This is a genomic window from Cobetia sp. QF-1, assembly GCF_002213105.1.
GTDB classification, from domain to species: Bacteria; Pseudomonadota; Gammaproteobacteria; order Pseudomonadales; family Halomonadaceae; genus Cobetia; species Cobetia crustatorum.
Map to the genome: position 1 here is coordinate 255,664 of NZ_NBVS01000002.1, position 24,576 is coordinate 280,239.

A 24,576-nucleotide genomic window follows, 5' to 3' on the forward strand; every position below is an offset into this window, starting at 1 on the left:
GAAAAATGCCACCGTCGGCTGACGGTGGCATTTTTCATTTCAGGGTCGGTATTTCAGGGTCGGTATTTCATGGGATACGGATCCGTCCCTTATGATGCTGCCTGCTCGGCTCCCGCCGCTTGTGCGGCATCCAGCTTGTCGTCGAGATCAATGCTCAGGCCTTCGCGATTCAGGATCGGGTTGGCGTATTGCACCAGCCACCAGTCCCTGAGCTCGCTGGGCACACCGGCAAGGCGATTCTCGAAGGTGGCGCGTTCAGCGCCACTGATGGCCGTGACATCCAGTGCTGAGGCCAGACGCGGTTCTTCGCGCAGCTGCGGTCGACTGGCGGCCAGTTTCTCCAGCGCCAGCTGGTGGCTCGGGTAGAGGGTGTAGTGCTCCAATACCTGGCGGTCGACTTCAGCCACCACGTCTTCCGGCGTTTCGAAGTCGCCCTTGAGCGGCTCTCCGAAGACCAGCTTGACCCGCCCCTTGTGGCCGCTGATACCGGCGGCGATGGACTGGATGTCCTCGTACTTCACCTTTTCGTAGCGACCTTCATTGGCCAGTGCGGCCAGTTCACGTGCTTTCTGCAGATCGCAGGGGTCGAACTCGTAGCTGATCGAGACCGGCACGATATTGAGCTCGCTGACCGTCTCACTGAACGGACGGGTCTTGTCGGCCATGCGTGCAGACATGGTCAGCATCTTGATGATGGCAGTTTCGGTGCCGTCACGGCCGTCCTTGGCACGACCTTCACGTTGGGCCAGCCAGATGGAATGCTTGTCGTGCGTCAGCGAATGGCGGATATAGCCTGACAGCGCCTGATAGGCCGCTAGCATCGCGCGCTTGCCCTTGGCCGAGCGCGGCACGATGAAGCTCTTGTTGAGGCGCATCACGTCGGTGACGAACGGCTTTTGCAGTAAGTTATCGCCAATCGCGATACGCACTGTGTTACGCCCATGACGATAGAGGGCGTAGTTGACGAAGGCCGGGTCCAGTGAGATATCGCGATGGTTGGACAGAAACAGGTAGGGCGTATCCTCGGAGAGGCGCTCAAGTCCTGCTGTCTCGAAGCTGGTCGTGGTGGTGTGAATCATGCGCGCCATGTAACCGGCGATGCGGCTCTGGAAGCTGGCGACATCTTTCACGCCACGCATTTCACGCTTGATGGCCAGTCGTGCGATCTGGCGTGCCAGCCATGGGAAGCGCTGGGTCAGGCCTGGTAAACGGAAGCGAGTCAAGGTATCGAGCAGCTCGCGGTCCTGCTCCAGGCGCACCAGCACCTCCGCTACCTCGTCATCGTGGTAAGGGCGAATATCGGCGAACGGGTCTTGTTCGGCGGTCGTGGCAGGGCTAGGCGTTGCTGTGTCAGTCATCGACGCGCGTCATCCGGTATTGTCATTTTGAAAAAAAGGGGCGGCAGGCCGGCACGTTTCTCAGGCAGTGAACACTTCACTCGGAGAGCGGACATGCCGGCGTTGCTCAGCTACCCGGTTGGGCTTCACCGCCCAACCAGGCGGTCATCTGTTCAATCACGCCAGACAGCACTTGAGCCATCAGGGCAAAGTCGGTTTCAAGACGTAAAATCGGGTCTTCAGCGTCGTCTTGGGCATTGGCTTCGTCAATGACCGCATCGGCGAACTTCAGGCTCTTGAGTGACGTATCTTCGCCGAGTACCAGCGCAACACGGCCATCGATTTCGAGTGCCAGCTTACTGACAACACGGCCCAGGTTCAGCGCGGTCTGGATTTCTTCGCCATCGAGATCGAACTGGCGAGCGCGCAGTACACCCTCTTCACCGCCTGGCGCCTTGAGCTCGACCTGATCACCGACGATCAGCTCTTCCGGGCGTGAAGTGACATCGCGCAGCCAGGTCGTCATTACCTGTGACGGCGGATGTGCGACGGCTAGCGGTGTGACCTTGAGCGACCCCAGTGTCTGGCGCAGTAGGTCGAGGATTTCCTCGGCACGCTTGGCGGTGGAGGCATTGACGGCGATCAATCCGCGACGGCTGTCCCACCATAGATCAGTCCGCGAGGAGCGAGTGAAGGCGCGTGGCAGCAATTCTTCGTAGATTTGCTCCTTGAGCGTCAGCTTTTCACGACGACGTAGTGGACGGCCTTCGGCGATTTCGCGCTCGGCAACACGTTCTTCCAGTTCTTCCTTGACCACGGCCGCGGGCAATACGCGCTCCTGACGTAGGGCGCTGATCAGGAAGTGGCCCTGAATCTCGTGAACCAGCATGTCGCTGTTACGGCCTCCCGGTGCCACCCAGCCAATACGCTTGGCTTCGACGCCGGTAACGGGGCGGAACAGGTGCTCGGGGAGGGCGTCGGCCAGGCGGCCTTCTTCTAGCGGAGCGCTGTCATGCAGGCGATAAAGTTGGAGATGCTTGAACCACATGCGGCCAATCCTTGAGTCCGATGAGCGGGCGTGCCCGTTTGAATGGCGCGTATTATGGCGAAACTCATGCGGCGGGTCATCCGTCACCGGCATGATGCTGTGTATCAGAAGCATGCCTGAGGAGGTGCAGTTTACGTAACGGCTCCCGCCAACGCTTTCAGCCAAGCGTTTGTTTTTATGTCAACTGCAGGCATAAGATCAGATTCTTGTCGCATTGTTACTGCAGGTTTCCCTTGCGCGGGCATGACGGGTTTTCAGAGCAAGAAGGCCATGTGCGGCGCTTTATATTATCGACAATCTGCACTCCGCTGCAGATGTCATGATGATCAGGAGGCAAGGATGCACAATGATATGAGCACGTCAGAAGCCGCATCGGATTCCAGTTCGGGTTCCGCTTCGGGAGCCATTAGTCGTGCAACGCTGATAGTGCGCGGCTTCCATCTGGATGGTTATGGGCACGTCAACAATGCCCGTTATCTGGAGTTTTACGAGGAAGGGCGCTGGGGCTACATGCTTGCGTATCTCGATCTCGACGATCTGAAGCGTGAAGGGATTGCGATGGTGGCGGTGAACGTCAATCTGGACTGGAACTATCCGGCCACGGTGCATGATGAACTGGTGATCACTACCCAGCTTTCCCATGTCGGGCGTCGCAAGATGATCATGCACCAGGAGATCCACCTCGGTGAACATCGCTTGGGTGAAGTGCATCCGCGCTCTGGCGCCCTTGTATCGCGAGCCGACTTCACCTTTGTGTTGATGAACACGACCAGTGGGCGTGCCATGCCACTGGAGGGAGATATTGCTGCGATACTGCGTCCGCTAGTGGTTGAGGGCAATGTCTGAGCGCCGATCAGGCGCAGGATCGCGACGCTGTGTTCCGCAGCGTCTCTTTGCGATGCCGTGTGGGCTGCTAGGCGAGCCCGCAAGTGGTATAATCCCGCCACTTCGGTGCCGCGGAGCTGGCACCCTGTGTCTGCTTTACGTCACTGCCGCGCTGCAGCACTGGCCCGAGAGGGTCGCTGTTGCAGTGGCGCCAACAGTTGAGTTCAAGGATTTGACGAATCATGGGTGAGATCGCCAGAGAGATACTGCCAGTCAACATTGAGGACGAGCTCAAACAGTCGTACCTCGATTACGCGATGAGCGTCATCATCGGGCGTGCCTTGCCGGATGTCCGCGATGGACTCAAACCGGTTCACCGTCGCGTGCTGTTCGCGATGCACGAACTGAGTAATGACTGGAACAAGGCCTACAAGAAATCCGCCCGTGTCGTCGGCGATGTGATCGGTAAGTATCACCCGCACGGTGACAGCGCGGTCTACGACACCATCGTTCGCATGGCCCAGCACTTCTCCATGCGTTACGTACTGGTAGACGGTCAGGGTAACTTCGGTTCCATCGACGGTGACAGCGCCGCCGCCATGCGTTACACCGAGGTGCGCATGGCGCGCCTGGCGCATGAGTTGCTGGCCGATCTTGAGAAGGAGACTGTCGATTGGGTCGATAACTACGACGGTACCGAACGCATTCCTGCCGTGCTGCCGACCAAGACCCCGAACCTGCTGGTCAATGGTTCTTCTGGTATCGCGGTGGGCATGGCCACCAACATCCCGCCCCATAACATGGGCGAGGTCATCGACGGCTGTCTGGCACTGATCGACAACGGCGACATGACCATCGATGAATTGATGGAATTCATTCCGGGGCCGGACTTCCCGACCGCCGGTATCATCAATGGTCGTGCTGGCATCATTGAAGCCTATCGCACTGGCCGTGGCCGCATCTATGTGCGTTCCGTGCACACTATTGAGCACCACGACAAGACTGGCCGTGATCACATCATCATCACCGAGTTGCCTTACCAGGTGAACAAGGCGCGGTTGATCGAGAAGATCGCTGAGCTGGTGAAAGACAAGAAGATCGAAGGCATCGCTGAGCTGCGCGATGAGTCTGACAAGGACGGCTTGCGCGTGGTCATCGAGACCAAGCGTGGTGAGTCCGGCGAAGTGGTCGTCAACAACCTCTTCTCCCAGACCCAGTTGGAGACGGTATTCGGCATCAACATGGTCGCGCTGCACGACGGCCAGCCGAAAATCCTCAACATCAAGCAGATCCTCGAGTCCTTCGTGCGCCATCGCCGCGAAGTTGTGACTCGTCGTACGCTATTCGAGCTCAGAAAGGCCCGTGAACGTGGTCACATTCTTGAAGGCCTCGCAGTGGCTATCTCGAACATCGACGAAGTGATCGCGATGATCAAGGCATCGCCGAGTGCTGCTGAAGCCAAGGAAAAGCTGATCTCGCGTGAATGGCAGCCGGGCCAGGTGGTCGGCATGCTTGAGCGCGCCGGTGCAACCTCCTGTCGTCCGGAAGATCTGCCTGACGGCCTCGGGCTGGCCGATGATGCCAGCAACTATCGGCTGTCACCGGCGCAGGCGCAGGCCATCCTTGAGTTGCGTCTGCATCGCCTGACTGGTCTTGAGACCGAGAAGCTGTTGGCGGAATACTCCACCATTCTCGAGCGCATCGCTGAATTGATGGCGATTCTCGGTTCTGCCGATCTGCTGATGGAAGTGATCCGCGAAGAACTGCGTGACGTACGTGCCCAGTACGCTGATGAGCGTCGCACCGAGATTCACACCAGCCGTCGTGACCTGACCATTGAAGACCTCATCAATGAGGAAGATATGGTCGTGACGGTTTCGCGGACCGGGTATGCCAAGACGCAGCCGCTGTCTGATTATCAGGCGCAGAAGCGCGGTGGCCGTGGCAAGTCCGCGACCGCGATGAAGGATGAAGATGTCATCGAGCACCTGCTGGTTGCCTCGACGCATGACACCGTGCTGCTGTTCTCCAACAAGGGCAAGGTGTACTGGCTCAAGGTCTACGAGATGCCGCAGGCTTCGCGTGGTTCGCGTGGCAAGCCGTTGGTCAACCTGATTCCGCTGGCGGAAGGCGAGTGGGTGACGACCATTCTGCCGGTGCGCGATTACGCTGCTGACAGCTACATCTTCTTTGCGACCGCCAACGGTACGGTCAAGCGTACTGCGCTCAGCCAGTTCTCGCGTCCGCGTAGCGTGGGTCTGATCGCACTGGATCTTGATGAAGGTGACCGTCTGATCGGCGCCGATATCACGTCTGGCTCTGATCACGTGATGATGCTGTCCTCCAATGGCAAGGCGATCCGCTTCGAAGAGCAGAACGTGCGTGTCATGGGGCGTACCGCACGTGGTGTTCGTGGCATGCGTCTGCTGGGCGGTGCACAGGTCATCAGCCTGATTATTCCGCGTACGACGGCGATTGATAACGATAGCGATGCTGAAATCGATGGAGCACTGGATGCTGCTATCGATGAGACGTTGGATGCGACCGCCGATACTGCGGTAGATAGTGGTGACGCTATCGCGTCGAGTGAGGCTGAGAACATCCCCGTCGAGGTGCCGCAATGCTACATCCTGACGGCTTCCGTGAATGGCTTCGGCAAGCGTACGCGTCTGGAAGAGTTCCCGCTGCGCGGTCGTGGTGGCCAGGGGGTCATCGCGATGCAGACAAGTGAGCGTAACGGTGATCTGGTCAGCGCAGTTCAGGTCAGCGATAAAGATGAGCTGATGCTGATCACCGATCGTGGCACGCTGGTGCGTACCCGTGTTTCCGAGGTGTCCACGACATCGCGTAACACCCAGGGCGTGACGCTGATCCGGACTGCGGAAGAAGAGCGTCTAGTGACCACGGTGCGTGTTGACGAGCCAGATGAAGTCGTCATCTTCGAGGAAGATGTCGTCCCCTATGAGGGGGGAGAAGGTTCGCAGAGCACCGATGAACAGGTGCAGGCGGGCAGTGGTGGTGTAGATGATGCCGCCGCAGTAGATGATGCTGAGTCGACGGACACACCGCCGACAGACGCGGAATAAGACGCTGGATTGCGACCGCCTTCGGGGCGGTCGCTTCACTTTCGGGAAATAAGACGACATGACACGCAAGTTCAATTTCTGCGCCGGTCCTGCTGCACTACCGACCGCTGTCCTCGAACGCGCTCGCGACGAGATGCTGGATTATCAGGGACGCGGATTGTCCGTCATGGAGATGAGTCATCGCTCCGACGAATTCGTGGCCATCGCCAGTAAGGCCGAGGCTGACCTGCGCGCGTTGCTGGATATTCCGGCCAATTATCGCGTGTTGTTCATGCAGGGTGGCGCCTCGACCCAGTTTGCGGGCGTGCCGCTGAACCTGTTGGGCGCAGGCGGTGCTGCCAACTATCTGTATACCGGTATCTGGGGCAAGAAGGCGATCAAGGAGGCCGAGCATCTGGCCGTCGGCAGCCATGTGGCTGCTTCCAGCGAATCCAATGGTCTGATCGCCGTGCCGCGTCAGAATGCAATCCAGTTGTCCGGTGATGCAGGCTACCTGCACTACACCGCCAACGAGACCATCGGTGGCCTCGAGTTCGATTACATCCCCGAGGTGCCGGCGGATGTTCCGCTGGTGTGTGACATGTCGTCTTCCATCCTGTCTGGCCCGCTGGATGTCAGCCGTTTTGGCGTCATCTATGCCGGGGCTCAGAAGAACATCGGTCCGGCGGGTTTGACGTTGGTCATCGTGCGTGAAGACCTGCTGGATCGTGCCCGCAAGGACTGCCCGACCATGTTGAACTGGAAGACGGCTGCTGAAGCCGATTCCATGTTCAATACGCCGCCGACCTACGCATGGTATCTGTCTGGCCTGGTGTTCGAGTGGCTGAAGGATGAGGTGGGCGGTCTGGCAGCGATGAACGCCATCAATGATCGCAAGGCGCAGGCATTGTATGCCGCCATCGACGGCAATGATTTCTACTCCAATCCGATCGTGATCGAGAACCGCTCGCGCATGAACGTCCCCTTCGTGTTGGCTGATGATCGTCTTGATGCGGCCTTCCTGGCCGAATCAGAAGCGGCGGGGCTGCTGAATCTGGCCGGTCATCGCAGCGTGGGAGGCATGCGTGCCAGCCTCTATAACGCAGTGCCGGAAGCTGCGGTCACGGCATTGGTCGATTTCATGGGCGACTTCGCGCGCCGTCACGGCTAAGGGAGAGGGCAGATGTCGGATTCCAGGGGTAGTGCGGGGCAGGTCACGCTGGATGATCTGCGCGTGCGTATCGATGCCATCGATTGTGAACTCTTGAACCTGATCAGCGAGCGCGCGCGGTGTGCGCAGCAGGTCGCTGAGGTCAAGCTGGCAGCAGGCGATGTGGGTGAAGATGGCCAAGTGCAGTTCTATCGCCCCGAGCGTGAAGCCCAGGTGCTGCGTCGTATCATGGCGAGCAACCCCGGCCCGCTGAAGGGGGAGGAGATGGCGCGCCTGTTCCGCGAGATCATGTCGGCCTGTCTGGCGCTGGAGCAGCCGATCCGCCTGGCCTATCTTGGTCCGGAAGGGACGTTTACCCAGCAGGCTGCGATCAAGCACTTCGGTGACAGTGCCGTCACCAAGCCGATGGCGGCAATTGATGAAGTGTTCCGCGAAGTGGAAGCGGGGGCTGTGCAATACGGTGTAGTGCCGGTGGAAAACTCTACCGAAGGCGTCATCAATCACACGCTGGATTCGTTCATGGGCTCTCAGCTCAAGATCTCCGGTGAGGTGGTACTGCGCATTCACCATCATCTGTTGGTGGGGCCGAATACCCGTCGCGAGAAGATTTCACGCATCTATTCCCACGCGCAGTCGCTGGCTCAGTGCCGCAAGTGGCTGGATGCACACTTCCCGCATGCCGAGCGCATTGCGGTGTCCTCAAATGCGGAGGCGGCGCGTCAGGTGCGTACCGAGTGGCACAGCGCAGCGATTGCCGGTGACATGGCGGCCAAGCTCTATGAGCTTGAGAAGGTCGAGGAGAAGATCGAGGACAGCCCCGATAACTCCACGCGCTTCTTGATCATCGGTGATAGCTCAGTACCGGCCTCCGGCGACGACAAGACCTCCATTGTCGTGGCAATGCGTAACCAGCCGGGCGCGCTTCACGACTTGCTGGCACCATTCCACAAGAATCAGATCGACCTGACGCGCGTCGAGACACGTCCGTCTCGCTCAGGTGCCTGGAATTACGTGTTCTTCATCGATTTCCGCGGTCATCGTGATGATCCGCTCATCAGTGAGACGCTTGAATCGCTGCGCCAGTGTGCAGCGGACGTCAAGGTGCTGGGGTCTTACCCCGTCGGTGTATTGTGAGCCAGGCTCTGGTGAGTGCTGAAGATCAGAAGCTGGGTGAGGCTGCCCCTCTCGCTGAGCCCGCGTTGCTTGCGAGCGAGCGGCGCATTCTGCTGGTCGGATTAGGCTTGATCGGTGGCTCATTGGCAGCGGCGCTGCGTGCAGCGGGTCATCGTGGCGAGATACTGGCCTGTGATCGCGATTCCAACGAGATCTGCCTCGGCCAGCGCATGAAGCTGATCGATGGCGGCAGTACGCGTCTTGCGGCGCTGGTGCCGGGTGCCTCTCTCGTGGTGCTGTGCGTGCCCGTGATGGCCATGCAGGGCGTGATGGCAGAGCTGGCCCCGCTACTCGATGAAGATGCTGTCGTGACCGATGTCGGCAGCACCAAGGGTGCGATTCGCGATGCGGCGATTCAGGTGTTTGGTCGCATGCCACCTTGGCTGGTGCTGGGGCATCCCATTGCTGGCTCCGAGAAGAGTGGGGTGGCCGCGGCCAATCCTGAGCTCTATCGCGATCACAAGGTGATTCTGACGCCTGAGCCGGACAGTGATCCGCAGGCGGTAGCGCGTGTCTCCGCCTTGTGGGCAGCCTGCGGTGCTGAGCTTCTGGAGATGAGCGTGACGCGCCATGATGAGGTACTGGCGCGTACCAGCCATCTACCGCATCTGCTGGCATTCTCGCTGGTTGACAGTCTGGCGCGTCAGGATGAGCGACTGGAGATCTTCCGCTATGCCGCTGGAGGTTTTCGTGACTTCACGCGCATTGCGGGCAGTGACCCGCTGATGTGGCGCGATGTCTATCTGGCCAACCGCGATGCGGTGCTTGAGGCGCTGGATGAATTCGAAGCTGGGGTCGCACGCGTGCGTGCTGCCGTGGCCACGGGCGATGGCGAGGCGATGCTGGGCATCTTTACCCGCGCCAGCCATGCCCGACACTACTTCAATACCCTTTTGAAACAGACGAGCTATCAGACCATGGAACAGCAGAACGTGCGGTACCGTGCGCTGCCCGGCGGGCAGGTTCAGGGGCGCATTCGTGTGCCGGGTGACAAATCAATGTCGCATCGCTCCATCATGCTTGGCGCACTCGCCAATGGCGTGACGGAAGTCGAGGGTTTCCTCGAAGGTGAAGACAGTCTGGCGACGTTGCAGGCCTTCCGTGACATGGGCGTGGTCATTGAAGGCCCGCACCAGGGGCGCGTGACCATTCACGGTGTTGGTCTCAATGGCCTCAAGCAGCCGCCGGGTCCGCTGTATGTCGGCAACTCCGGCACGGCGATGCGCCTGTTTGCGGGTCTGTTGGCTGGCCAGGCCTTCGATAGCGAGCTGACGGGCGATGCTTCGCTCACCAAGCGTCCGATGGACCGCGTCGCCAATCCGCTGCGTGAGATGGGTGCCGTGATTGATACCGCCGAGAATGGCCGTCCGCCGCTGCGCATCCACGGTAGCCAGCCGCTCAAGGGTATTCGTTACGAGATGCCGATGGCGTCCGCACAGGTCAAGTCCTGTGTGCTGCTGGCCGGTCTCTACGCTGAAGGTGAGACACGGGCCATTGAGCCGGCACCGACGCGTGACCACACCGAGCGCATGCTCAATGGCTTCGGCTACAAGGTCGAGCGCGAAGGTGCCGAGGCATGGCTGAACGGCGGTGGTAGCCTCAGCGCTTGTCCGATCGACGTGCCGGCCGACATTTCCTCCGCGACGTTCTTCCTGGTCGCTGCTGCGATCACGCCGAGTGCTGATCTGGTGCTTGAGCACGTCGGCATCAACCCGACGCGTATCGGTGTGATCAACATCCTCAAGGCGATGGGCGCAGACCTGACCGTCTTCAATGAGCGTGAAGTCGGCGGCGAACCGGTGGCAGACCTGCATATCCGTTATGCTCCGCTCAAGGGTATCGACATCCCGCAAGATCAGGTGCCGCTGGCGATTGATGAATTCCCGGCGCTGTTCATCGCGGCCGCCAACGCCGAAGGCATGACACGTCTGCGTGGCGCCGAAGAGCTGCGCGTCAAGGAATCCGACCGCATCCAGGTGATGGCGGACGGTCTGGCGCAACTGGGTATCGTGCACGAAGTCGTCGCCGATGGTATCGACATCCGTGGTGGTGCTTACGGTGGCGGTCTGGTCGACAGCCATGGTGATCACCGTATCGCGATGGCCTTCAGCGTGGCTGCGCTGCGCGCTCAGGGCGAGATCCTGATCGACGACTGCGCCAATGTGGCCACTTCCTTCCCGAACTTCGTGGCGCTGGCGACAGAAGTGGGTATGCAGGTCGAGAGTCTCGGTGCCGTGGCGCCCGGACAGGAGGCTTCATGAGCGGTGAAGCGACGCCACATCACAGCCAGATCTGCAACGCGCCGGTATTGACCCTTGATGGTCCCGGTGGGGCAGGTAAGGGCACCATCAGTCGTTTGGTCGCCGCAGGTCTTGGGTGGCATCTGTTGGACTCTGGTGCGCTGTATCGGTTGACCGCACTCGCAGCTGAGCGTCACGGCGTGGCGCTGAACGATGAAGATGCCGTAGCGACCATCGCCGAATACCTAGACGTGCAGTTCAATGCCGAGGGTGATGCCACGCGGGTGATTCTTGAAGGTGAGGATGTTACGCGTGATATTCGCCTCGAGACGGTCGGCAACAATGCTTCCATCATCGCGTCTCAGCCGCGCGTGCGTGCTGCTCTGCTGGCACGTCAGCGCGCGTTTGCGCGCGAGCCGGGTCTAGTGGCGGATGGTCGTGACATGGGGACGGTGGTATTTACCGAAGCGCCGCTCAAGATTTTCCTCACGGCATCAGCCGAGGAACGGGCGCGCAGACGTCACGTCCAGTTGCAGGAAGCGGGTGTCGATGCTAATATTTCGAGCCTTTTGACAGAAATACAGACGCGTGATGCACGTGACATGGGTCGGGCAATTGCTCCGCTCAAGCCTGCCGATGATGGCGTGGTCCTCGATACGACGGATCTTGATATCAGTCAGGTGGTCGCACGCATTCAGCAGCTACTGGTCGAATATGGCTTGGTAGCCGCGCGCTAAACTGAAAATCTGTCAGGACAATCGACTGACTATCTGCTGCTGCATGAAAGCCTTTCTGGCTTAAGCAGTGGCAGATTTCGTTCACTTTGTGAACGAATGAACATAGCTGAACCCAGATGGTGCGCTAGTGCCATCAATCCCCCGGCCAGGTGTCATGGGGTGCATTGGCGGCAAGCTGAAAGCCGGTGTATCTCGAACCAGCGTTAACACCCCCGGGGATATGTAGATATGGCCCGTGCTTGCTGGTGGTACGGAGACTGCGGTGCAAGCCGCCCCAAACGTTGATCATTGTAGGAATACCATGAGCGAGAGCTTTGCTGAGTTATTTGAACAGTCACTCCAGGACATCAACATGGAGCCGGGCGCAATCGTGTCCGCTACCATCGTCGACATCGATGGCGACTGGATCACTGTCAATGCCGGTCTGAAATCTGAAGGTCAGATTCCGTCTGAGCAGTTCCGTGACGAAAACGGCGAGCTGTCCATCAGCATCGGCGACGAAGTCATGGTCGCACTGGAAGCCGTCGAAGATGGCTTCGGTGAGACCCGCCTGTCCCGCGAGAAGGCCAAGCGTGCCGAAGCGTGGAAAGAGCTGGAAGCAGCCTTCGAGAAAGACGAGATCGTCAAAGGCGTGATCAACGGCAAGGTCAAAGGTGGCTTTACCGTCGATATCAACACCATCCGCGCCTTCCTGCCGGGTTCTCTGGTCGATGTCCGCCCTGTGCGCGACACTGCCCACCTCGAGAACAAGGAACTGGACTTCAAGGTCATCAAGCTCGACGCCAAGCGCAACAACGTTGTCGTGTCTCGTCGTGCCGTCCTCGAAGCCGAGAACAGCGCTGAGCGTGAAGCCCTCCTGGCCACTCTGCAGGAAGGTCAGCAGATTCAGGGTATCGTCAAGAACCTGACCGACTACGGCGCCTTCGTCGACCTCGGCGGCGTTGACGGCCTGCTGCACATCACCGATATGGCATGGAAGCGCATCAAGCATCCGTCCGAGATCGTTGCTGTCGGCGACGAGATCAATGTCAAGGTGCTGAAGTTCGACCGCGAGCGCAACCGTGTGTCTCTGGGTCTCAAGCAGCTGGGCGAAGATCCGTGGGTCAACATCAAGGCGCGCTACCCGGAAGGTGCCAAGATCAACGCACGCGTCACCAACCTCACCGACTACGGCTGCTTCGCCGAGCTGGAAGAGGGCGTTGAAGGTCTGGTCCACGTCTCCGAAATGGATTGGACCAACAAGAACATCCACCCGTCCAAAGTCGTCAATGTCGGCGATGACGTGGAAGTGATGATTCTGGATATCGACGAAGAACGTCGTCGTATCTCCCTGGGTATCAAGCAGTGCACCACCAACCCGTGGGAAGACTTCAGCGGCAAGCATAACAAGGGCGATCGTGTCTCCGGTACCATCAAGTCAATCACTGACTTCGGTATCTTCATCGGTCTGGAAGGCGGCATCGACGGCCTGGTTCACCTCTCCGACATTTCCTGGAACGAAGCTGGCGAAGAAGCCGTGCGTCGTTACAAGAAGGGCGAAGAAGCTGAAGCGGTCATCCTGTCCATCGATCCGGAACGTGAGCGCATCTCTCTGGGCGTCAAGCAGCTCGAGAGCGATCCGGTCTCCGAGTACCTGGCTGTCAACGACAAGGGCGCTATCGTGTCCGGTCGTGTTGTCGACATCGATGCCAAGGAAGTTCAGGTAGAGCTGGCGACTGACGTCATCGCTATCCTGAAGGCTTCTGAAATCAGCGCTGACCGTGTCGAAGACGCGCGCAACGTCCTGAGCGTCGGCGATGCTGTCGAAGCCAAGATCGTTGGTGTGGATCGCAAGAGTCGCCTGATCAACCTGTCCGTCAAGTCCAAGGACCAGGTTGAAGCAGCACCGCGTCGCGATGCAGCCAAGCCGCGTACCCAGGAAGTCGAGAGCAACGGCCCGACGACCATCGGTGACCTGATCAAGCAGCAGCTGGGTCAGGAGTGATCCCGAGACAGCATCTCTCCTCGTGAGAGTGCTGTCCGGATCTACAGAGGTGCGTCAGACGTTGTCTAGCGCACCTCTGTCTCCGAATCGGTATCCTGCATGAGGCCTTGGCCATATACAGGAACGAAAAAAACCGCTACCCCTTGGGGTGGCGGTTTTTTGTGTCTACTCCACGGATTCCAGCGTGGACTAGCTAGCATGTGCTAGCCAACATGACGTCGCTGCTGCTCGGCCTGGGAGCTGGCATGGGCCATTATCTGCATCTGACGCAGAGAAATCATGCAATACAGGCTGCGATACAGCGTCGGATCCTGGTTTGGATCTGTCTGCTGAAGACGCCCTTCAAGATGCTTTATCTCTTCAGTGAGATGTTCGGTATGGCTGGTGTGTGTGGCTTTCTGAGTCATGTGAGGCGCTCCGTGAATCTTGTGTACACGAGTAGGATCAGGGTTGGCTCTTCTCTTATGCCTTGGCACGCCGCGTGTGCCTGCATGCTCGGGAGCCTTTACCTGTCACTTCTTCAGCTAGAGGTTACTGCCCATCTAGCGTAGCGGAGTCTCAAGACTGCGCCCTGATCCGTGTCAGGAAGATGACATTGCGCTCTCGACTCAATCGTTGCTGTCGGACGTGATTTCGTTTCTGTCGTTATCCTGCGCCGCGGCGGTCTGACGCTCCAGGTTAGCCAGCATTCCGCGTAGGATTGATAGCTCACGACGCGTCGGCTCAGCACGTGAAAACAGGGCGCGCAGACGTTCTTCGGTCTGTGAGTGCGGTTGATTGAGGAAGCCGGAGCCACGCAGTGCGCGGCCGAGGTGCTCATGGAAGTAGCCCAACTGTTCACGGGTTGGTAACTGGTCGTCCTCACGGCGCGCAGTAGGCTGCTCCTGCGTGTCTGAGATTGTCAGGCGCCATGCACTGCGGCATTCGTGTACTAGCACTTGGACCGCCTGAGAGACGTTCAGAATGCCGTAGTCCGGATTGGTGGGAATCGACACCTGGTGCGTGCAGCAGGCGATTTCCTCGTTGGTGAGGCCGAAACGCTCGCGCCCGAAGACCAGTGCGACTTTGCCGTCGCGCGCGGTATCGATAGCTTGTGTGGCCATCTCGCGCGGCTCATCGAAGTGTGGCAGCGGTAAGCTTCTCAGGCGAGCGCTGGCCCCGACGACCAGCTGGCAATCGCTGACCGCTTCCTCAAGGCTTTCGACGACACGTGCGTTCTCCAATAGCTCAGATGCGCCGCTGGCCATGCGCGTCGCCTCTTCATCAGGGAAGCAGCGCGGATTGACCAGCACCAAATCCTTGATGCCCATGGTCAGAATGGCACGTGCTGTGGCGCCGATATTACCGGGGTGGAAGGTCTGTACCAGCACGACGCGCAGATTGTCGAGGAGGGTGGTGGCCTGAGGAGAGGTAGGAGTGTCTGTCATGGGGAAATCCTGGGCGAGCAGTGATCGGTCGGCAGTGACCATGTGGCGCGGTGCCGGAAAAAAGGCATCTAGTGTAGCGCGGCGCGAGGAATGCGTCAGGTCACATGAGGAGGGGATGACAGGCACAAAAAAACCGCCCCTGCTTGCGCAGGAGCGGTTCGATCCACGACGAATACGTCGTGGGGTAGAGCTGGCTTACATCATGCCGCCCATACCACCCATTCCGCCCATGTCACCGCCGCCACCAGAAGACTTGTCTTCCGGGTCTTCAGCGATCATGCACTCGGTGGTGATCATCAGGCCACCGATGGAAGCTGCGGACTGCAGTGCAGTACGCGTGACCTTGGCCGGGTCCAGCACGCCCATGGCAAACATGTCGCCGTATTCGCCAGTGGCAGCGTTGTAACCGTAGTTACCTTCGCCAGCCTTGACGTTGTTGAGCACGACAGAGGCTTCTTCACCAGCGTTGGCAACGATCTGACGCAGCGGTGCTTCCATGGCGCGCAGCGCGATGGCAATACCGTGAGTCTGGTCTTCGTTGTCGCCCTTGAGATCGACGAGCTGGTTCAGGATACGCACGAGTGCGGTACCGCCACCAGGCACGACGCCTTCTTCGACAGCGGCACGAGTGGAGTGCAGCGCATCTTCGACGCGGGCTTTCTTCTCTTTCATCTCGACTTCGGTAGCAGCACCGACGCGGATGACGGCAACGCCACCGGCCAGCTTGGCGACACGCTCCTGCAGCTTCTCGCGGTCATAATCAGAGGAGGTGTCCTCGATCTGAGCGCGGATCTGGGAAACACGTGCTTCGATATCGCCTTCGTTGCCGGCGCCATCGATGATGGTGGTGTTTTCCTTGGACATGGTCACACGCTTGGCGGTGCCCAGATGATCCAGGTTGGCTTGCTCGAGGCTGAGGCCGACTTCTTCGGAAATCACGGTGCCGCCAGTCAGAACAGCGATGTCCTGCAGCATGGCTTTGCGGCGATCACCGAAGCCCGGCGCCTTGACGGCAGCAACCTTGACGATACCGCGCATGGTGTTGACGACGAGAGTCGCCAGCGCTTCGCCTTCGATGTCTTCAGCGACGATCGCCAGCGGCTTGCCAGACTTGGCAACACCTTCCAGCACCGGCAGTAGCTCGCGGATGTTGGAGATTTTCTTGTCAACCAGCAGGATGTACGGGTCTTCGAGCTCGACCGTCATGGTGTCCTGATTGGTGACAAAGTACGGAGACAGGTAGCCACGGTCGAACTGCATGCCTTCGACCACTTCCAGCTCGTCTTCAAAGCCACGGCCTTCATCAACAGTGATGACGCCTTCCTTGCCGACTTTCTCCATCGCTTCAGCGATGATCTCGCCGATACGCGCATCGCCGTTGGCGGAGATGGTACCGACCTGAGCGATGGCCTTGGTGTCGGTGCACGGCACAGCCAGCGCACGCACGGCTTTGACGGCTTCGATAACAGCCTTGTCGATGCCACGCTTGAGATCCATCGGGTTCATGCCGGCGATCACGCCTTTCAGGCCTTCGTTGACGATGGACTGAGCCAGCACTGTTGCAGTGGTAGTACCGTCGCCTGCGACGTCAGAGGTCTTGGAAGCGACTTCCTTGACCATCTGTGCGCCCATGTTCTCGAAGCGATCCTTCAGCTCGATTTCCTTGGCAACAGACACGCCATCCTTGGTCACGGTCGGTGAACCGAAGGACTTTTCCAGTACCACGTTACGACCCTTCGGGCCGAGGGTGGTCTTGACGGCATCAGCCAGGACATTGACACCACGCGCCATGCGCTTGCGGGCATCATCGGAGAAACGAACGTCTTTTGCAGCCATTGTTATCTCTACCTTTAATCAGTAAGTCGAAGCGTTTGAACCGGAAACGCCGGAAATCAGCCTTCCACCACGGCGAGGATGTCGCTCTCGCTCATGATCAGCACCTCTTCGCCGTCGATTTTCTGCTTCTCGACGCCGTAGCCATCCTTGAAGATCACGGTGTCGCCGACTTTGACGTCTAGCGGGCGAACTTCACCGTTTTCGAGGATGCGACCGTTACCGGCAGCGAGGATTTCGCCACGGGTCGGCTTTTCTTGGGCGCTGCCGGGCAGAACGATGCCACCTGCAGTCTTCTGTTCTTCTTCCACGCGACGGACTATGACGCGATCGTGCAAGGGACGGATGTTCATTGCTCACGTTCTCCTGATGGTAAATCCCGTCAGCAGCCGGTCTTTGCCGGACAATCTGACGTTCAATGGGGTTGCCTACCGAGTGTTCAGCCACGCCGCCAAGGCTTGGCCGTTATCCATTGCTTCGCATTTATGGTGGCGAGATGACAGCTTTCAAGTAGGCGATCATAAAAAAAATTCAAACTCGAAGGTTTACTGCGTCGCACAAAAGCTACTCACCTGGCAGGACGACACAATATCAGGTGGGTCTTCATGATGAATCAAGGACTTGAGTGTATCTGAGCGCAGCCATCACATCATTCAGATGTGCTGCGCAGAGAATGTCCATTGGTACAAGAGTCAGTCGCCGATCATGCCGTTCACGACTGCATCATAAATCACCAGCGCAGCGTTAATCTGCACTGGTGATAGAGGGCATTGGCAGAAGTCGTCATGAGACAAGCTCGCTCGCTTGGGAGGCGAGATCGGCATTGGAACTGGCATCATTTCGCAGACGGCCAGAGGCACTGGCAGTGGATCAGAGGCGGGGCTCGTCACGGCTGATGTAATCGCCTTCCAGTGGTTGGCCGTCGCTGTGGTGATTTTGGCCTTGCTGGTCGCCGGTACGCTGATTGTCATGCTCTGTATGAGACGTGCTGCCACTGGAGTCGCTTGCTGACGCTCCCCAGCTGCTGGCATGTGTCTGTTGTGACGGACGCGATGCCTTGAAGCGTTTCTTGAAGAAACGCGCCAGCGGGCTATTACCGCTCAAACTGCGTGTCAGCAGGCTTCGCGAGGCGGGTAGCAAGCAGAGCAGCCCGAGTGCATCAGACAGAAAGCCTGGCGCCATCAATAACGCACCACCAAAGATGAGAGCTGCGCCTTCCATCAGCTCACCAGACGGCATTTCCCCGCGTTGCAGACGCTCTTGCGCGCGCATCAGCGTGGCGCGTCCTTCACGCTTTATCAGGTGCAAACCGACGGCACCGGTAATCAGTACCATGGCAAGCGTGGGTAATAGTCCAATCTGGCTGCCGAGGCTGAACAGCACTACAAAGTCCAGCAACCCGAACAGGGTAATCACTAGCAGTATGGGCATTATGTCTCCCGGATCACGTAAGCGGCAGTGCATGCCAATCCCATAAGGGTAAACCAGCCGCCGAGCGGGGAACAGTCGCAGAATGCGGTTACTGGCCTGATAAGGATGAGCTCAGTGCGGTCTACGCTGGCGCAGTAGGGTGTGGGGTGCCATGCTATGCTGCGGTGCACCATAAATATCCTGGTGTCACTCTCGGCATGGAGTGACGAGCGCGTGCCAATAGCGTGACGAGGGCACAACGTTGAGAAAAGTGAGTCTCTTCGTTGGTCAGTTTTTCAAGCGTTGAGGCACGACACGCGCCAACCTGTTGCACTGCACCATGTGATTATTGGCGAAATTGATCACGTTTATGATTTCGGGACAATCGACACTCAATGTGATCATCGCACGGCATGCGGCGATCACCTTCGGCAGTCACATTGGACATGTCGATAGCTAATCAGGGGAGAGGAGAAATGGAGCTTAACGACAAGGTCATCGCGATTACAGGCGGTGCACGTGGGTTGGGCCTGGCGATGGCGCGATACTTGGGCAACAAGGGTGCCTTGTTGGCACTACTGGATATTGAGCAAGGCGCACTGGATGACGCTGTCGCGAGTCTGGAGGCGGCAGGGGTCAAGGCACAGGGATTCGTGGCCAATGTGGCTGATGAGACGTCTGTGACGGCGGCCTTTTCGGCCATCAAGGGGTCTTTGGGGCCGGTAAGCGGGCTAGTCAATAATGCTGGCATCACTCGCGATGGTCTGTTGGTCAAGGCACGTGACGGAGTGGTGGAAAAGACAATGTCGTTGTCGAGCTGGCAGCAGGTGATTGATGTCAACCTGACGGGCGTTTTTCTGTGCACCCGTGAGGCCGCCAGTCAGATGATCGAAGCCGGCCAGCCGGGGGTGATTGTCAATATCTCCAGCATTTCACGTGCCGGTAACATGGGGCAGAGTAACTACACTGCTGCCAAGGCCGGTGTGGCGGCCATGAGCGTGACCTGGGCCAAGGAACTGGCGCGTTACAAGATACGTGTCGGGGCCGTGGCGCCGGGCTTCATTGCCACCGAGATGACGGCTGGCATGAAGCCGGAGATGCTCGACAAGATCAAGAGTGGTATTCCGATGCGGGACTTGGGGCGTCCGGAAGATATTGCGAGCAGCGTGGCGTTCATCTTTGATAATGACTACTTCACCGGTCGTGTGATTGAGTGTGATGGCGGTCTACGCATCTGATCGTCACGATTCTGGCTGCTTTGCGTGGTACATGAATCGAAAGTGCGGTATCTGAAAGCCTCCACGACCCTCCATGGTCGTGGAGGCTTTTGGGTTTTCGGTGTAGCTCATCTCAATGCTTTCATCAGCCGAGATGATTGCGCTTGATGGACGATGAGGTCGGTCATGCATCCGAAAAGTGCTGTAATGCGTATGGTGAGTATCACGGTTCATTTCGTACAAGGAGTCTCGTCATGCAACGTCGCCAATTCATGGGGCTGATACTGGGAGGGGGAGCGATGCTGGCGCTGCCGAAATTGGCAGCCGCACGCCCTGACCCTGAGCTCGAGCGCTCGGCCGATATCACCGAGCTGTCGCTGAGTGACGAAGAGTGGCGTTCGCGCTTGAGTGCCGAGCAGTATCGGGTGCTGCGTGAAGAGGGCACTGAGCGTTCAGGCTCCAGTGCCCTCAACAATGAGCACCGTGAGGGCGAATACCATTGCGCCGGCTGTGATCTCGCGTTATTCACGTCCGCGGCCAAGTTTGAATCGGGCACCGGCTGGCCGAGTTTCTTTACTCATATTGATGGTCATCTATTGAGTAAGACTGACTACGGCCTGGTGTGGCCGCGTACCGAATATCACTGTGCACGTTGCGGTGGCCATCAAGGTCATGTCTTTGACGATGGCCCGAAGCCGACAGGGCTGCGCTGGTGCAATAATGGCGTAGCGCTGCGTTTCGTGCCGGCCTGATCCGATGCCAATCGCTCGCTGAGTGTGTGGCTAAAGCAATATTGGCGCTTTGTGGTAACGTGACAGCATCGTGATGCAGACGGCCCGGTCGATTCGACGACCGGGCCGTCTGCATTTTTGCCGAATGAATCCTGCTGTGAAGGGACCGACGTTTCATGGACGCTACCGTTACTGACGCCACTACCTCCCGCCCTGCACCGACGCTTTCACCTGCCACCACTGCCCGTCGTATCCAGCAAGCGCTGGCCGGCGAGCTTGGCGTACGTGAAGAACAGATCAGTGCCACTGTCGAGCTGCTGGATGGCGGTGCCACCGTGCCGTTCATCTCTCGCTACCGCAAAGAAGCGACTGGCGGGCTTGATGACACCCAGATGCGTCTTCTGGAAGAGCGGCTGCGCTATCTGCGTGAGCTGGAAGACCGCCGTCAGGTGGTATTGGAGTCCATTGCTGAGCAGAACAAGCTGGATGCGGTGCTGGAGCGCGATATCCTGGCAGCTGATAGCAAGCAGCGGCTGGAAGATCTCTATTTGCCTTATCGCAAGAAGCGTCGCACCAAGGCCCAGATTGCACGTGAGGCAGGGCTCGAGCCGTTGGCTGATGCACTGTTGGCAGATCCGACGCTTGACCCCGAAGCGCAAGCCGCAAGGTATGTTGATGCAGGGAAAGACGTCGCTGATACCAAGGCCGCGCTGGACGGTGCCAAGCAGGTTCTGATGGAACGCTTCGCGGAAGATGCCGCACTGGTCGGGCGTCTGCGTCAGCGGTTGTGGGATGACGGTATCCTTAGCGCACGCATGATGAAGGGCAAGGAGCAGGAGGGCGCCAAGTTCTCTGATTACTTTGAGCATGATGAGGCGCTGCACAAGGCACCGTCACATCGTGCGCTGGCCATGCTGCGTGGGCGTAACGAAGGCATATTGAGCCTGGCACTCAAGTTGCCGGATGAAGATGAGCTGCCGCGCCACCCGATGGAGGGTGCTATTGCGCATCACTTCACTATCGAAGATCACGGGCGTGCAGCAGATCGTTGGCTGAAAGAGGTGGTGCGCTGGACCTGGCGCGTCAAGCTCTATACCCATCTGGAAAGTGAGTTGGTCGGTCGCCTGCGTGAACGTGCTGAGCTGGAGGCCATTCAGGTATTCGCCGATAACCTCAAGGACTTGCTGCTCGCTGCGCCTGCGGGGCCCAAGGCAACGATGGGCCTGGATCCTGGCCTGCGTACCGGTGTCAAGATCGCGGTAGTGGATGCCACCGGCAAGTATGTGGATCAGGCCACCATCTACCCCCACCCGCCGCATAATCGTTGGGATGCTTCAGTGGCTGAATTGGTGCGTCTGGTCGAGCGCCATGACGTCGAGCTACTCGCGATCGGCAACGGTACCGCCTCTCGTGAGACCGACAAGCTGGCGGCAGATGTACTGACGCGCCTGACCGGGCGCCGTTTGCAGAAGGTGATTGTCAATGAGGCGGGCGCCTCCATCTACTCGGCATCAGAATATGCCGCGCGCGAGTTCCCGGATCTGGATGTGACCATTCGTGGCGCGGTCTCCATCGCACGCCGCTTGCAGGACCCACTCGGCGAGCTGGTCAAGATTGAGCCCAAGTCCATCGGGGTCGGTCAGTATCAGCATGATGTCAGCCAGGTACAGCTGGGACGTAGCCTGGAGGCAGTCGTCGAGGATTGCGTCAACGGCGTCGGTGTTGACCTCAACATGGCGTCCAGTGCATTGCTATCTCGTGTGGCGGGCCTTAATACGACGCTTGCCGAGAATATCGTCGCACACCGTGATGCCAATGGCCGCTTTGGCTCACGCAAGGAGTTGCTGAAGGTAAGCCGCCTCGGGCCGCGAACCTTTGAGCAGTGTGCTGGCTTCCTGCGCATCGCCGCTGGAGACAATCCTCTCGATGCCAGCGCCGTTCACCCCGAAGCCTATTCGCTGGTCGAGCGTATCGCCAAGATTCATGGTCGTGATCTGCCCAGTCTGCTGGGCGACAGCTCCTTCCTGCGTACCGTGAAGCCTGCCGAATTCATCGACGAAAATTTCGGCTTGCCGACAGTCACCGATATCCTGCGCGAGCTGGACAAGCCCGGGCGTGATCCGCGTCCTGAGTTCCGCTTCGCCGAGTTCAAGGATGGCGTCGAGAAACTCAAGGATCTTGAGCCGGGCATGAAGCTTGAGGGTGTTGTGACCAACGTTACCCATTTCGGTGCCTTTATCGACATCGGTGTGCATCAGGATGGGCTGGTACATATTTCGGCGCTGTCAGAGAAGTTCGTGTCTGATCCACGTGAAGTGGTCAAGGCGGGTGACATCGTCACCGTCAAGGTGATGGAAGTCGATATTCCGCGTGCCCGTATCGCATTGAGCATGCGCATGAGTGATACCCCAGGCAGCAAGGAATCCCGTAACGAAGGGCGTCGTGGAGGGGATGGTGCAAATGGTAGTCGTGGGCGCCAAACGACTGGTGGCCAGAATCGCAGCGGAAATGCAGGCGGTAATCAGGCTGGTGGCGGAGCAGCACCAGCCAACAATGCAATGGCTGCCGCACTGCTCAATGCTCGCAAACCGAAATCATAAGCCTTGAAAGCATTTTTTACGCGCCCATAATGTGGGCATACTGACAGACGCGAACGGTGACTGCCGTTCGCGTCTTGCATGGCATACAGCGCATGACGCGAGCCATGGTCATCCAATTCGACCGGAGAGGCTGGGCTTCTCCCCATGCGAAAGGGTTAATACCTTGTCCGAGCAACTCGCGTCCGCCATTGCGCGACTCAAGGCCCCCGCCCGTCAGGGACTCTTCGGGCGCCTGCGTCGTGGTATCGAGAAGGAAGGCTTGCGGGTCAACGCTGACGGTCAGATCAGCCAGACTTCGCATCCGCGTGCACTAGGCTCCAAGCTGACTCACCCGTATATCACCACGGATTATTCTGAGTCATTGCTCGAATACATCACGCCAGTGTTTACCCGCCCGAAGGATTCGCTGGAGTTTCTGGCGGACCTGCATCGCTTCAGTTACCGCAATCTGGGTGATGAGCTGATCTGGCCAGCGAGCATGCCGCCGCGTCTGAATGGTAACGACAGTGTGCCGATTGCCGACTACGGCACCTCCAATAGCGGCACCATGAAACATATCTACCGCAAGGGTCTGGATGTCCGCTACGGACGCATCATGCAGTCCATTGCCGGAATTCATTACAACTTCTCGTTGCCGGATGATTTCTGGGTGCTGCTACAGCGCCTTGAAGGTGCAGAGGGGGAGGATGCACGTGATTTTCGCTCGCGTCGCTACTTCGAGTTGATACGCAATTTCCGCCGTCATAGCTGGATTCTGCTCTATCTGTTTGGTGCTTCACCGGGGGTTGACGAGAGTTTCCTCGATGGCGGTAACGATGATCGCCTCAAGCGTCAGGCGGACCGCAGTCTGGTCTCGGCATACGCGACCAGCTTGCGGATGTCTGATCTCGGGTATCAAAACAAGGTGCAGGCTCAGCTCAAGATCTGCTTCAACTCTCTGGACAACTTCGTCGGGACGCTGCGTCACGCCATCGTCACGCCGTGGAAGGATTACGAGAAGCTGGGAGTGAAGCAGACAGATGGCAGCTGGTCGCAGCTCTCCAGCAGTATTCTTCAGATCGAGAACGAATATTACTCGGATATTCGTCCCAAGCGTGTCACCAAGCAGAACGAGACACCGAGTCAGGCGTTGGAAGGGCGTGGCGTCGAGTACATCGAAGTACGTTGTCTGGATCTCAACCCGTTTCTGCCGTTGGGCATCGATGAGACTCAGATTCGTTTCCTCGATACCTTCCTCATCTGGTGTTTGCTGACGGAAAGTCCGTGGATCGATGATGAAGAGTGCGCGAATCTCGATAACAGCAAGCGTCGTGTTGTCGAGGCGGGTCGTGATCCGTCGTTGACTCTCAACGTCAAGGGCGAGGAGCGCAAGCTGCGTGAGATTGCCGCCAATGTCATGGATGAGCTGGGCGAAGTCGCTGGCCTGTTGGATGGCGATGACAAGGCGGGTAGTGCGCACCGTGATGCTCTCGCGGCACTGGCGCCGCGCTTCGATCAACCGGACAGCACGCCCTCTGGTCGCTTGCTGACCAGCATGATCGACAATGGCAGCAATTTCGTCGATGAGGTGATGGGGCTGGCGCGCGGTCAGGCCGAGCAATTCAAGGCTGAGCCAATGGAGCGCGCGCGCGGTTATCTGCTGGACCAGCTGGTTGAGACCTCCCTGCAGCAGCAGGGGGATATCGAGGCAGGTGACCATCAGGACTTCGATACCTTCATGGCCGAGTACTTTGCCTCTGCTCACGCCACGCAACCCGCTTGATTATCAGGCGCAACGC

18 protein-coding genes are annotated in these 24,576 nt (G+C 58.6%); 11 read left to right on the top strand and 7 right to left on the bottom strand.

Annotated elements, in window-relative coordinates:
- Positions 1-89 precede the first annotated feature (89 nt).
- Positions 90-1,358: a 1-acyl-sn-glycerol-3-phosphate acyltransferase gene (locus CFN46_RS04405; protein ID WP_024951062.1), complete on the bottom strand. Its 1,269-nt coding sequence runs from the start codon at positions 1,356-1,358 to the stop codon at positions 90-92.
- A 106-nt stretch (positions 1,359-1,464) separates the two neighbouring features.
- A complete protein-coding gene (locus tag CFN46_RS04410; RefSeq protein WP_088742810.1) occupies positions 1,465-2,385 on the bottom strand; it encodes a recombination-associated protein RdgC in 921 nt (306 codons plus the stop codon).
- 339 nt (positions 2,386-2,724) lie between these two features.
- Between CFN46_RS04410 and CFN46_RS04415 the strand changes: the two genes are divergently transcribed.
- From CFN46_RS04415 to rpsA, 7 genes are all read left to right on the top strand, one after another.
- On the top strand, positions 2,725-3,231 hold the full coding sequence (locus CFN46_RS04415) for a thioesterase family protein (protein ID WP_024951063.1): 507 nt from the start codon (positions 2,725-2,727) through the stop codon (positions 3,229-3,231).
- A gap of 221 nt (positions 3,232-3,452) precedes the next feature.
- Complete coding sequence (gene gyrA, locus CFN46_RS04420; RefSeq protein WP_088742811.1) at positions 3,453-6,296, top strand: DNA gyrase subunit A; 2,844 nt, start codon at positions 3,453-3,455, stop codon at positions 6,294-6,296.
- 58 nt (positions 6,297-6,354) lie between these two features.
- Positions 6,355-7,446: a 3-phosphoserine/phosphohydroxythreonine transaminase gene (serC, locus tag CFN46_RS04425; protein WP_088742812.1), complete on the top strand. Its 1,092-nt coding sequence runs from the start codon at positions 6,355-6,357 to the stop codon at positions 7,444-7,446.
- Between the two features lie 12 nt (positions 7,447-7,458).
- Positions 7,459-8,580, top strand: coding sequence for a prephenate dehydratase (gene pheA / locus CFN46_RS04430; protein WP_024951064.1), 1,122 nt, complete (start codon positions 7,459-7,461; stop codon positions 8,578-8,580).
- A 65-nt stretch (positions 8,581-8,645) separates the two neighbouring features.
- A complete protein-coding gene (locus CFN46_RS04435; protein ID WP_088743029.1) occupies positions 8,646-10,880 on the top strand; it encodes a bifunctional prephenate dehydrogenase/3-phosphoshikimate 1-carboxyvinyltransferase in 2,235 nt (744 codons plus the stop codon).
- Complete coding sequence (gene cmk / locus CFN46_RS04440; RefSeq protein WP_088742813.1) at positions 10,877-11,596, top strand: (d)CMP kinase; 720 nt, start codon at positions 10,877-10,879, stop codon at positions 11,594-11,596. The genes CFN46_RS04435 and cmk overlap by 4 nt, the downstream gene beginning before the upstream one ends.
- Before the next feature lie 301 nt (positions 11,597-11,897).
- The gene (gene rpsA / locus CFN46_RS04445; protein ID WP_024951067.1) at positions 11,898-13,580 is read left to right on the top strand and encodes a 30S ribosomal protein S1; all 1,683 of its coding nucleotides are present in this window, start codon (positions 11,898-11,900) and stop codon (positions 13,578-13,580) included.
- 203 nt (positions 13,581-13,783) lie between these two features.
- On the opposite strand, the gene CFN46_RS04450 is transcribed toward rpsA, so the two are convergent.
- The 5 genes from CFN46_RS04450 to CFN46_RS04470 form a co-directional block, all read right to left on the bottom strand.
- A complete protein-coding gene (locus tag CFN46_RS04450; RefSeq protein WP_088742814.1) occupies positions 13,784-13,987 on the bottom strand; it encodes a hypothetical protein in 204 nt (67 codons plus the stop codon).
- A gap of 201 nt (positions 13,988-14,188) precedes the next feature.
- A complete protein-coding gene (locus CFN46_RS04455) occupies positions 14,189-15,007 on the bottom strand; it encodes an RNA methyltransferase (RefSeq protein WP_088742815.1) in 819 nt (272 codons plus the stop codon).
- 195 nt (positions 15,008-15,202) lie between these two features.
- Positions 15,203-16,843: a chaperonin GroEL gene (gene groL / locus CFN46_RS04460; RefSeq protein ID WP_024951070.1), complete on the bottom strand. Its 1,641-nt coding sequence runs from the start codon at positions 16,841-16,843 to the stop codon at positions 15,203-15,205.
- Positions 16,844-16,899: 56 nt separating this feature from the next.
- Complete coding sequence (locus CFN46_RS04465; RefSeq protein ID WP_024951071.1) at positions 16,900-17,193, bottom strand: co-chaperone GroES; 294 nt, start codon at positions 17,191-17,193, stop codon at positions 16,900-16,902.
- 517 nt (positions 17,194-17,710) lie between these two features.
- Positions 17,711-18,271, bottom strand: coding sequence for an FxsA family protein (locus tag CFN46_RS04470; protein WP_088742816.1), 561 nt, complete (start codon positions 18,269-18,271; stop codon positions 17,711-17,713).
- Between the two features lie 455 nt (positions 18,272-18,726).
- Here CFN46_RS04470 and CFN46_RS04475 point away from each other — a divergent pair, with 455 nt between their 5' ends.
- The 4 genes from CFN46_RS04475 (at position 18,727) to gshA (ending at position 24,560) form a co-directional block, all read left to right on the top strand.
- Positions 18,727-19,488, top strand: coding sequence for an SDR family oxidoreductase (locus CFN46_RS04475; RefSeq protein WP_088742817.1), 762 nt, complete (start codon positions 18,727-18,729; stop codon positions 19,486-19,488).
- Positions 19,489-19,721: 233 nt separating this feature from the next.
- Positions 19,722-20,219, top strand: a complete 498-nt coding sequence (msrB, locus tag CFN46_RS04480; protein ID WP_024951074.1) for a peptide-methionine (R)-S-oxide reductase MsrB — start codon at positions 19,722-19,724, stop codon at positions 20,217-20,219.
- Positions 20,220-20,374: 155 nt separating this feature from the next.
- Complete coding sequence (locus tag CFN46_RS04485) at positions 20,375-22,798, top strand: Tex family protein (protein WP_088742818.1); 2,424 nt, start codon at positions 20,375-20,377, stop codon at positions 22,796-22,798.
- Positions 22,799-22,961: 163 nt separating this feature from the next.
- On the top strand, positions 22,962-24,560 hold the full coding sequence (gene gshA / locus CFN46_RS04490; protein ID WP_084487956.1) for a glutamate--cysteine ligase: 1,599 nt from the start codon (positions 22,962-22,964) through the stop codon (positions 24,558-24,560).
- Positions 24,561-24,576: the final 16 nt, after the last annotated feature.

Excerpts from the sequence above, each read along its gene's own strand:
- CFN46_RS04405 (WP_024951062.1), bottom strand. The coding sequence starts at position 1,358 with ATGACTGACACAGCAACGCCTAGCCCTGCCACGACCGCCGAACAAGAC.
- CFN46_RS04410 (WP_088742810.1), bottom strand. The coding sequence starts at position 2,385 with ATGTGGTTCAAGCATCTCCAACTTTATCGCCTGCATGACAGCGCTCCG.
- CFN46_RS04415 (WP_024951063.1), top strand. The coding sequence starts at position 2,725 with ATGCACAATGATATGAGCACGTCAGAAGCCGCATCGGATTCCAGTTCG.
- gyrA (WP_088742811.1), top strand. The coding sequence starts at position 3,453 with ATGGGTGAGATCGCCAGAGAGATACTGCCAGTCAACATTGAGGACGAG.
- serC (WP_088742812.1), top strand. The coding sequence starts at position 6,355 with ATGACACGCAAGTTCAATTTCTGCGCCGGTCCTGCTGCACTACCGACC.
- pheA (WP_024951064.1), top strand. The coding sequence starts at position 7,459 with ATGTCGGATTCCAGGGGTAGTGCGGGGCAGGTCACGCTGGATGATCTG.
- cmk (WP_088742813.1), top strand. The coding sequence starts at position 10,877 with ATGAGCGGTGAAGCGACGCCACATCACAGCCAGATCTGCAACGCGCCG.
- rpsA (WP_024951067.1), top strand. The coding sequence starts at position 11,898 with ATGAGCGAGAGCTTTGCTGAGTTATTTGAACAGTCACTCCAGGACATC.
- CFN46_RS04450 (WP_088742814.1), bottom strand. The coding sequence starts at position 13,987 with ATGACTCAGAAAGCCACACACACCAGCCATACCGAACATCTCACTGAA.
- CFN46_RS04455 (WP_088742815.1), bottom strand. The coding sequence starts at position 15,007 with ATGACAGACACTCCTACCTCTCCTCAGGCCACCACCCTCCTCGACAAT.
- groL (WP_024951070.1), bottom strand. The coding sequence starts at position 16,843 with ATGGCTGCAAAAGACGTTCGTTTCTCCGATGATGCCCGCAAGCGCATG.
- CFN46_RS04465 (WP_024951071.1), bottom strand. The coding sequence starts at position 17,193 with ATGAACATCCGTCCCTTGCACGATCGCGTCATAGTCCGTCGCGTGGAA.
- CFN46_RS04470 (WP_088742816.1), bottom strand. The coding sequence starts at position 18,271 with ATGCCCATACTGCTAGTGATTACCCTGTTCGGGTTGCTGGACTTTGTA.
- CFN46_RS04475 (WP_088742817.1), top strand. The coding sequence starts at position 18,727 with ATGGAGCTTAACGACAAGGTCATCGCGATTACAGGCGGTGCACGTGGG.
- msrB (WP_024951074.1), top strand. The coding sequence starts at position 19,722 with ATGCAACGTCGCCAATTCATGGGGCTGATACTGGGAGGGGGAGCGATG.
- CFN46_RS04485 (WP_088742818.1), top strand. The coding sequence starts at position 20,375 with ATGGACGCTACCGTTACTGACGCCACTACCTCCCGCCCTGCACCGACG.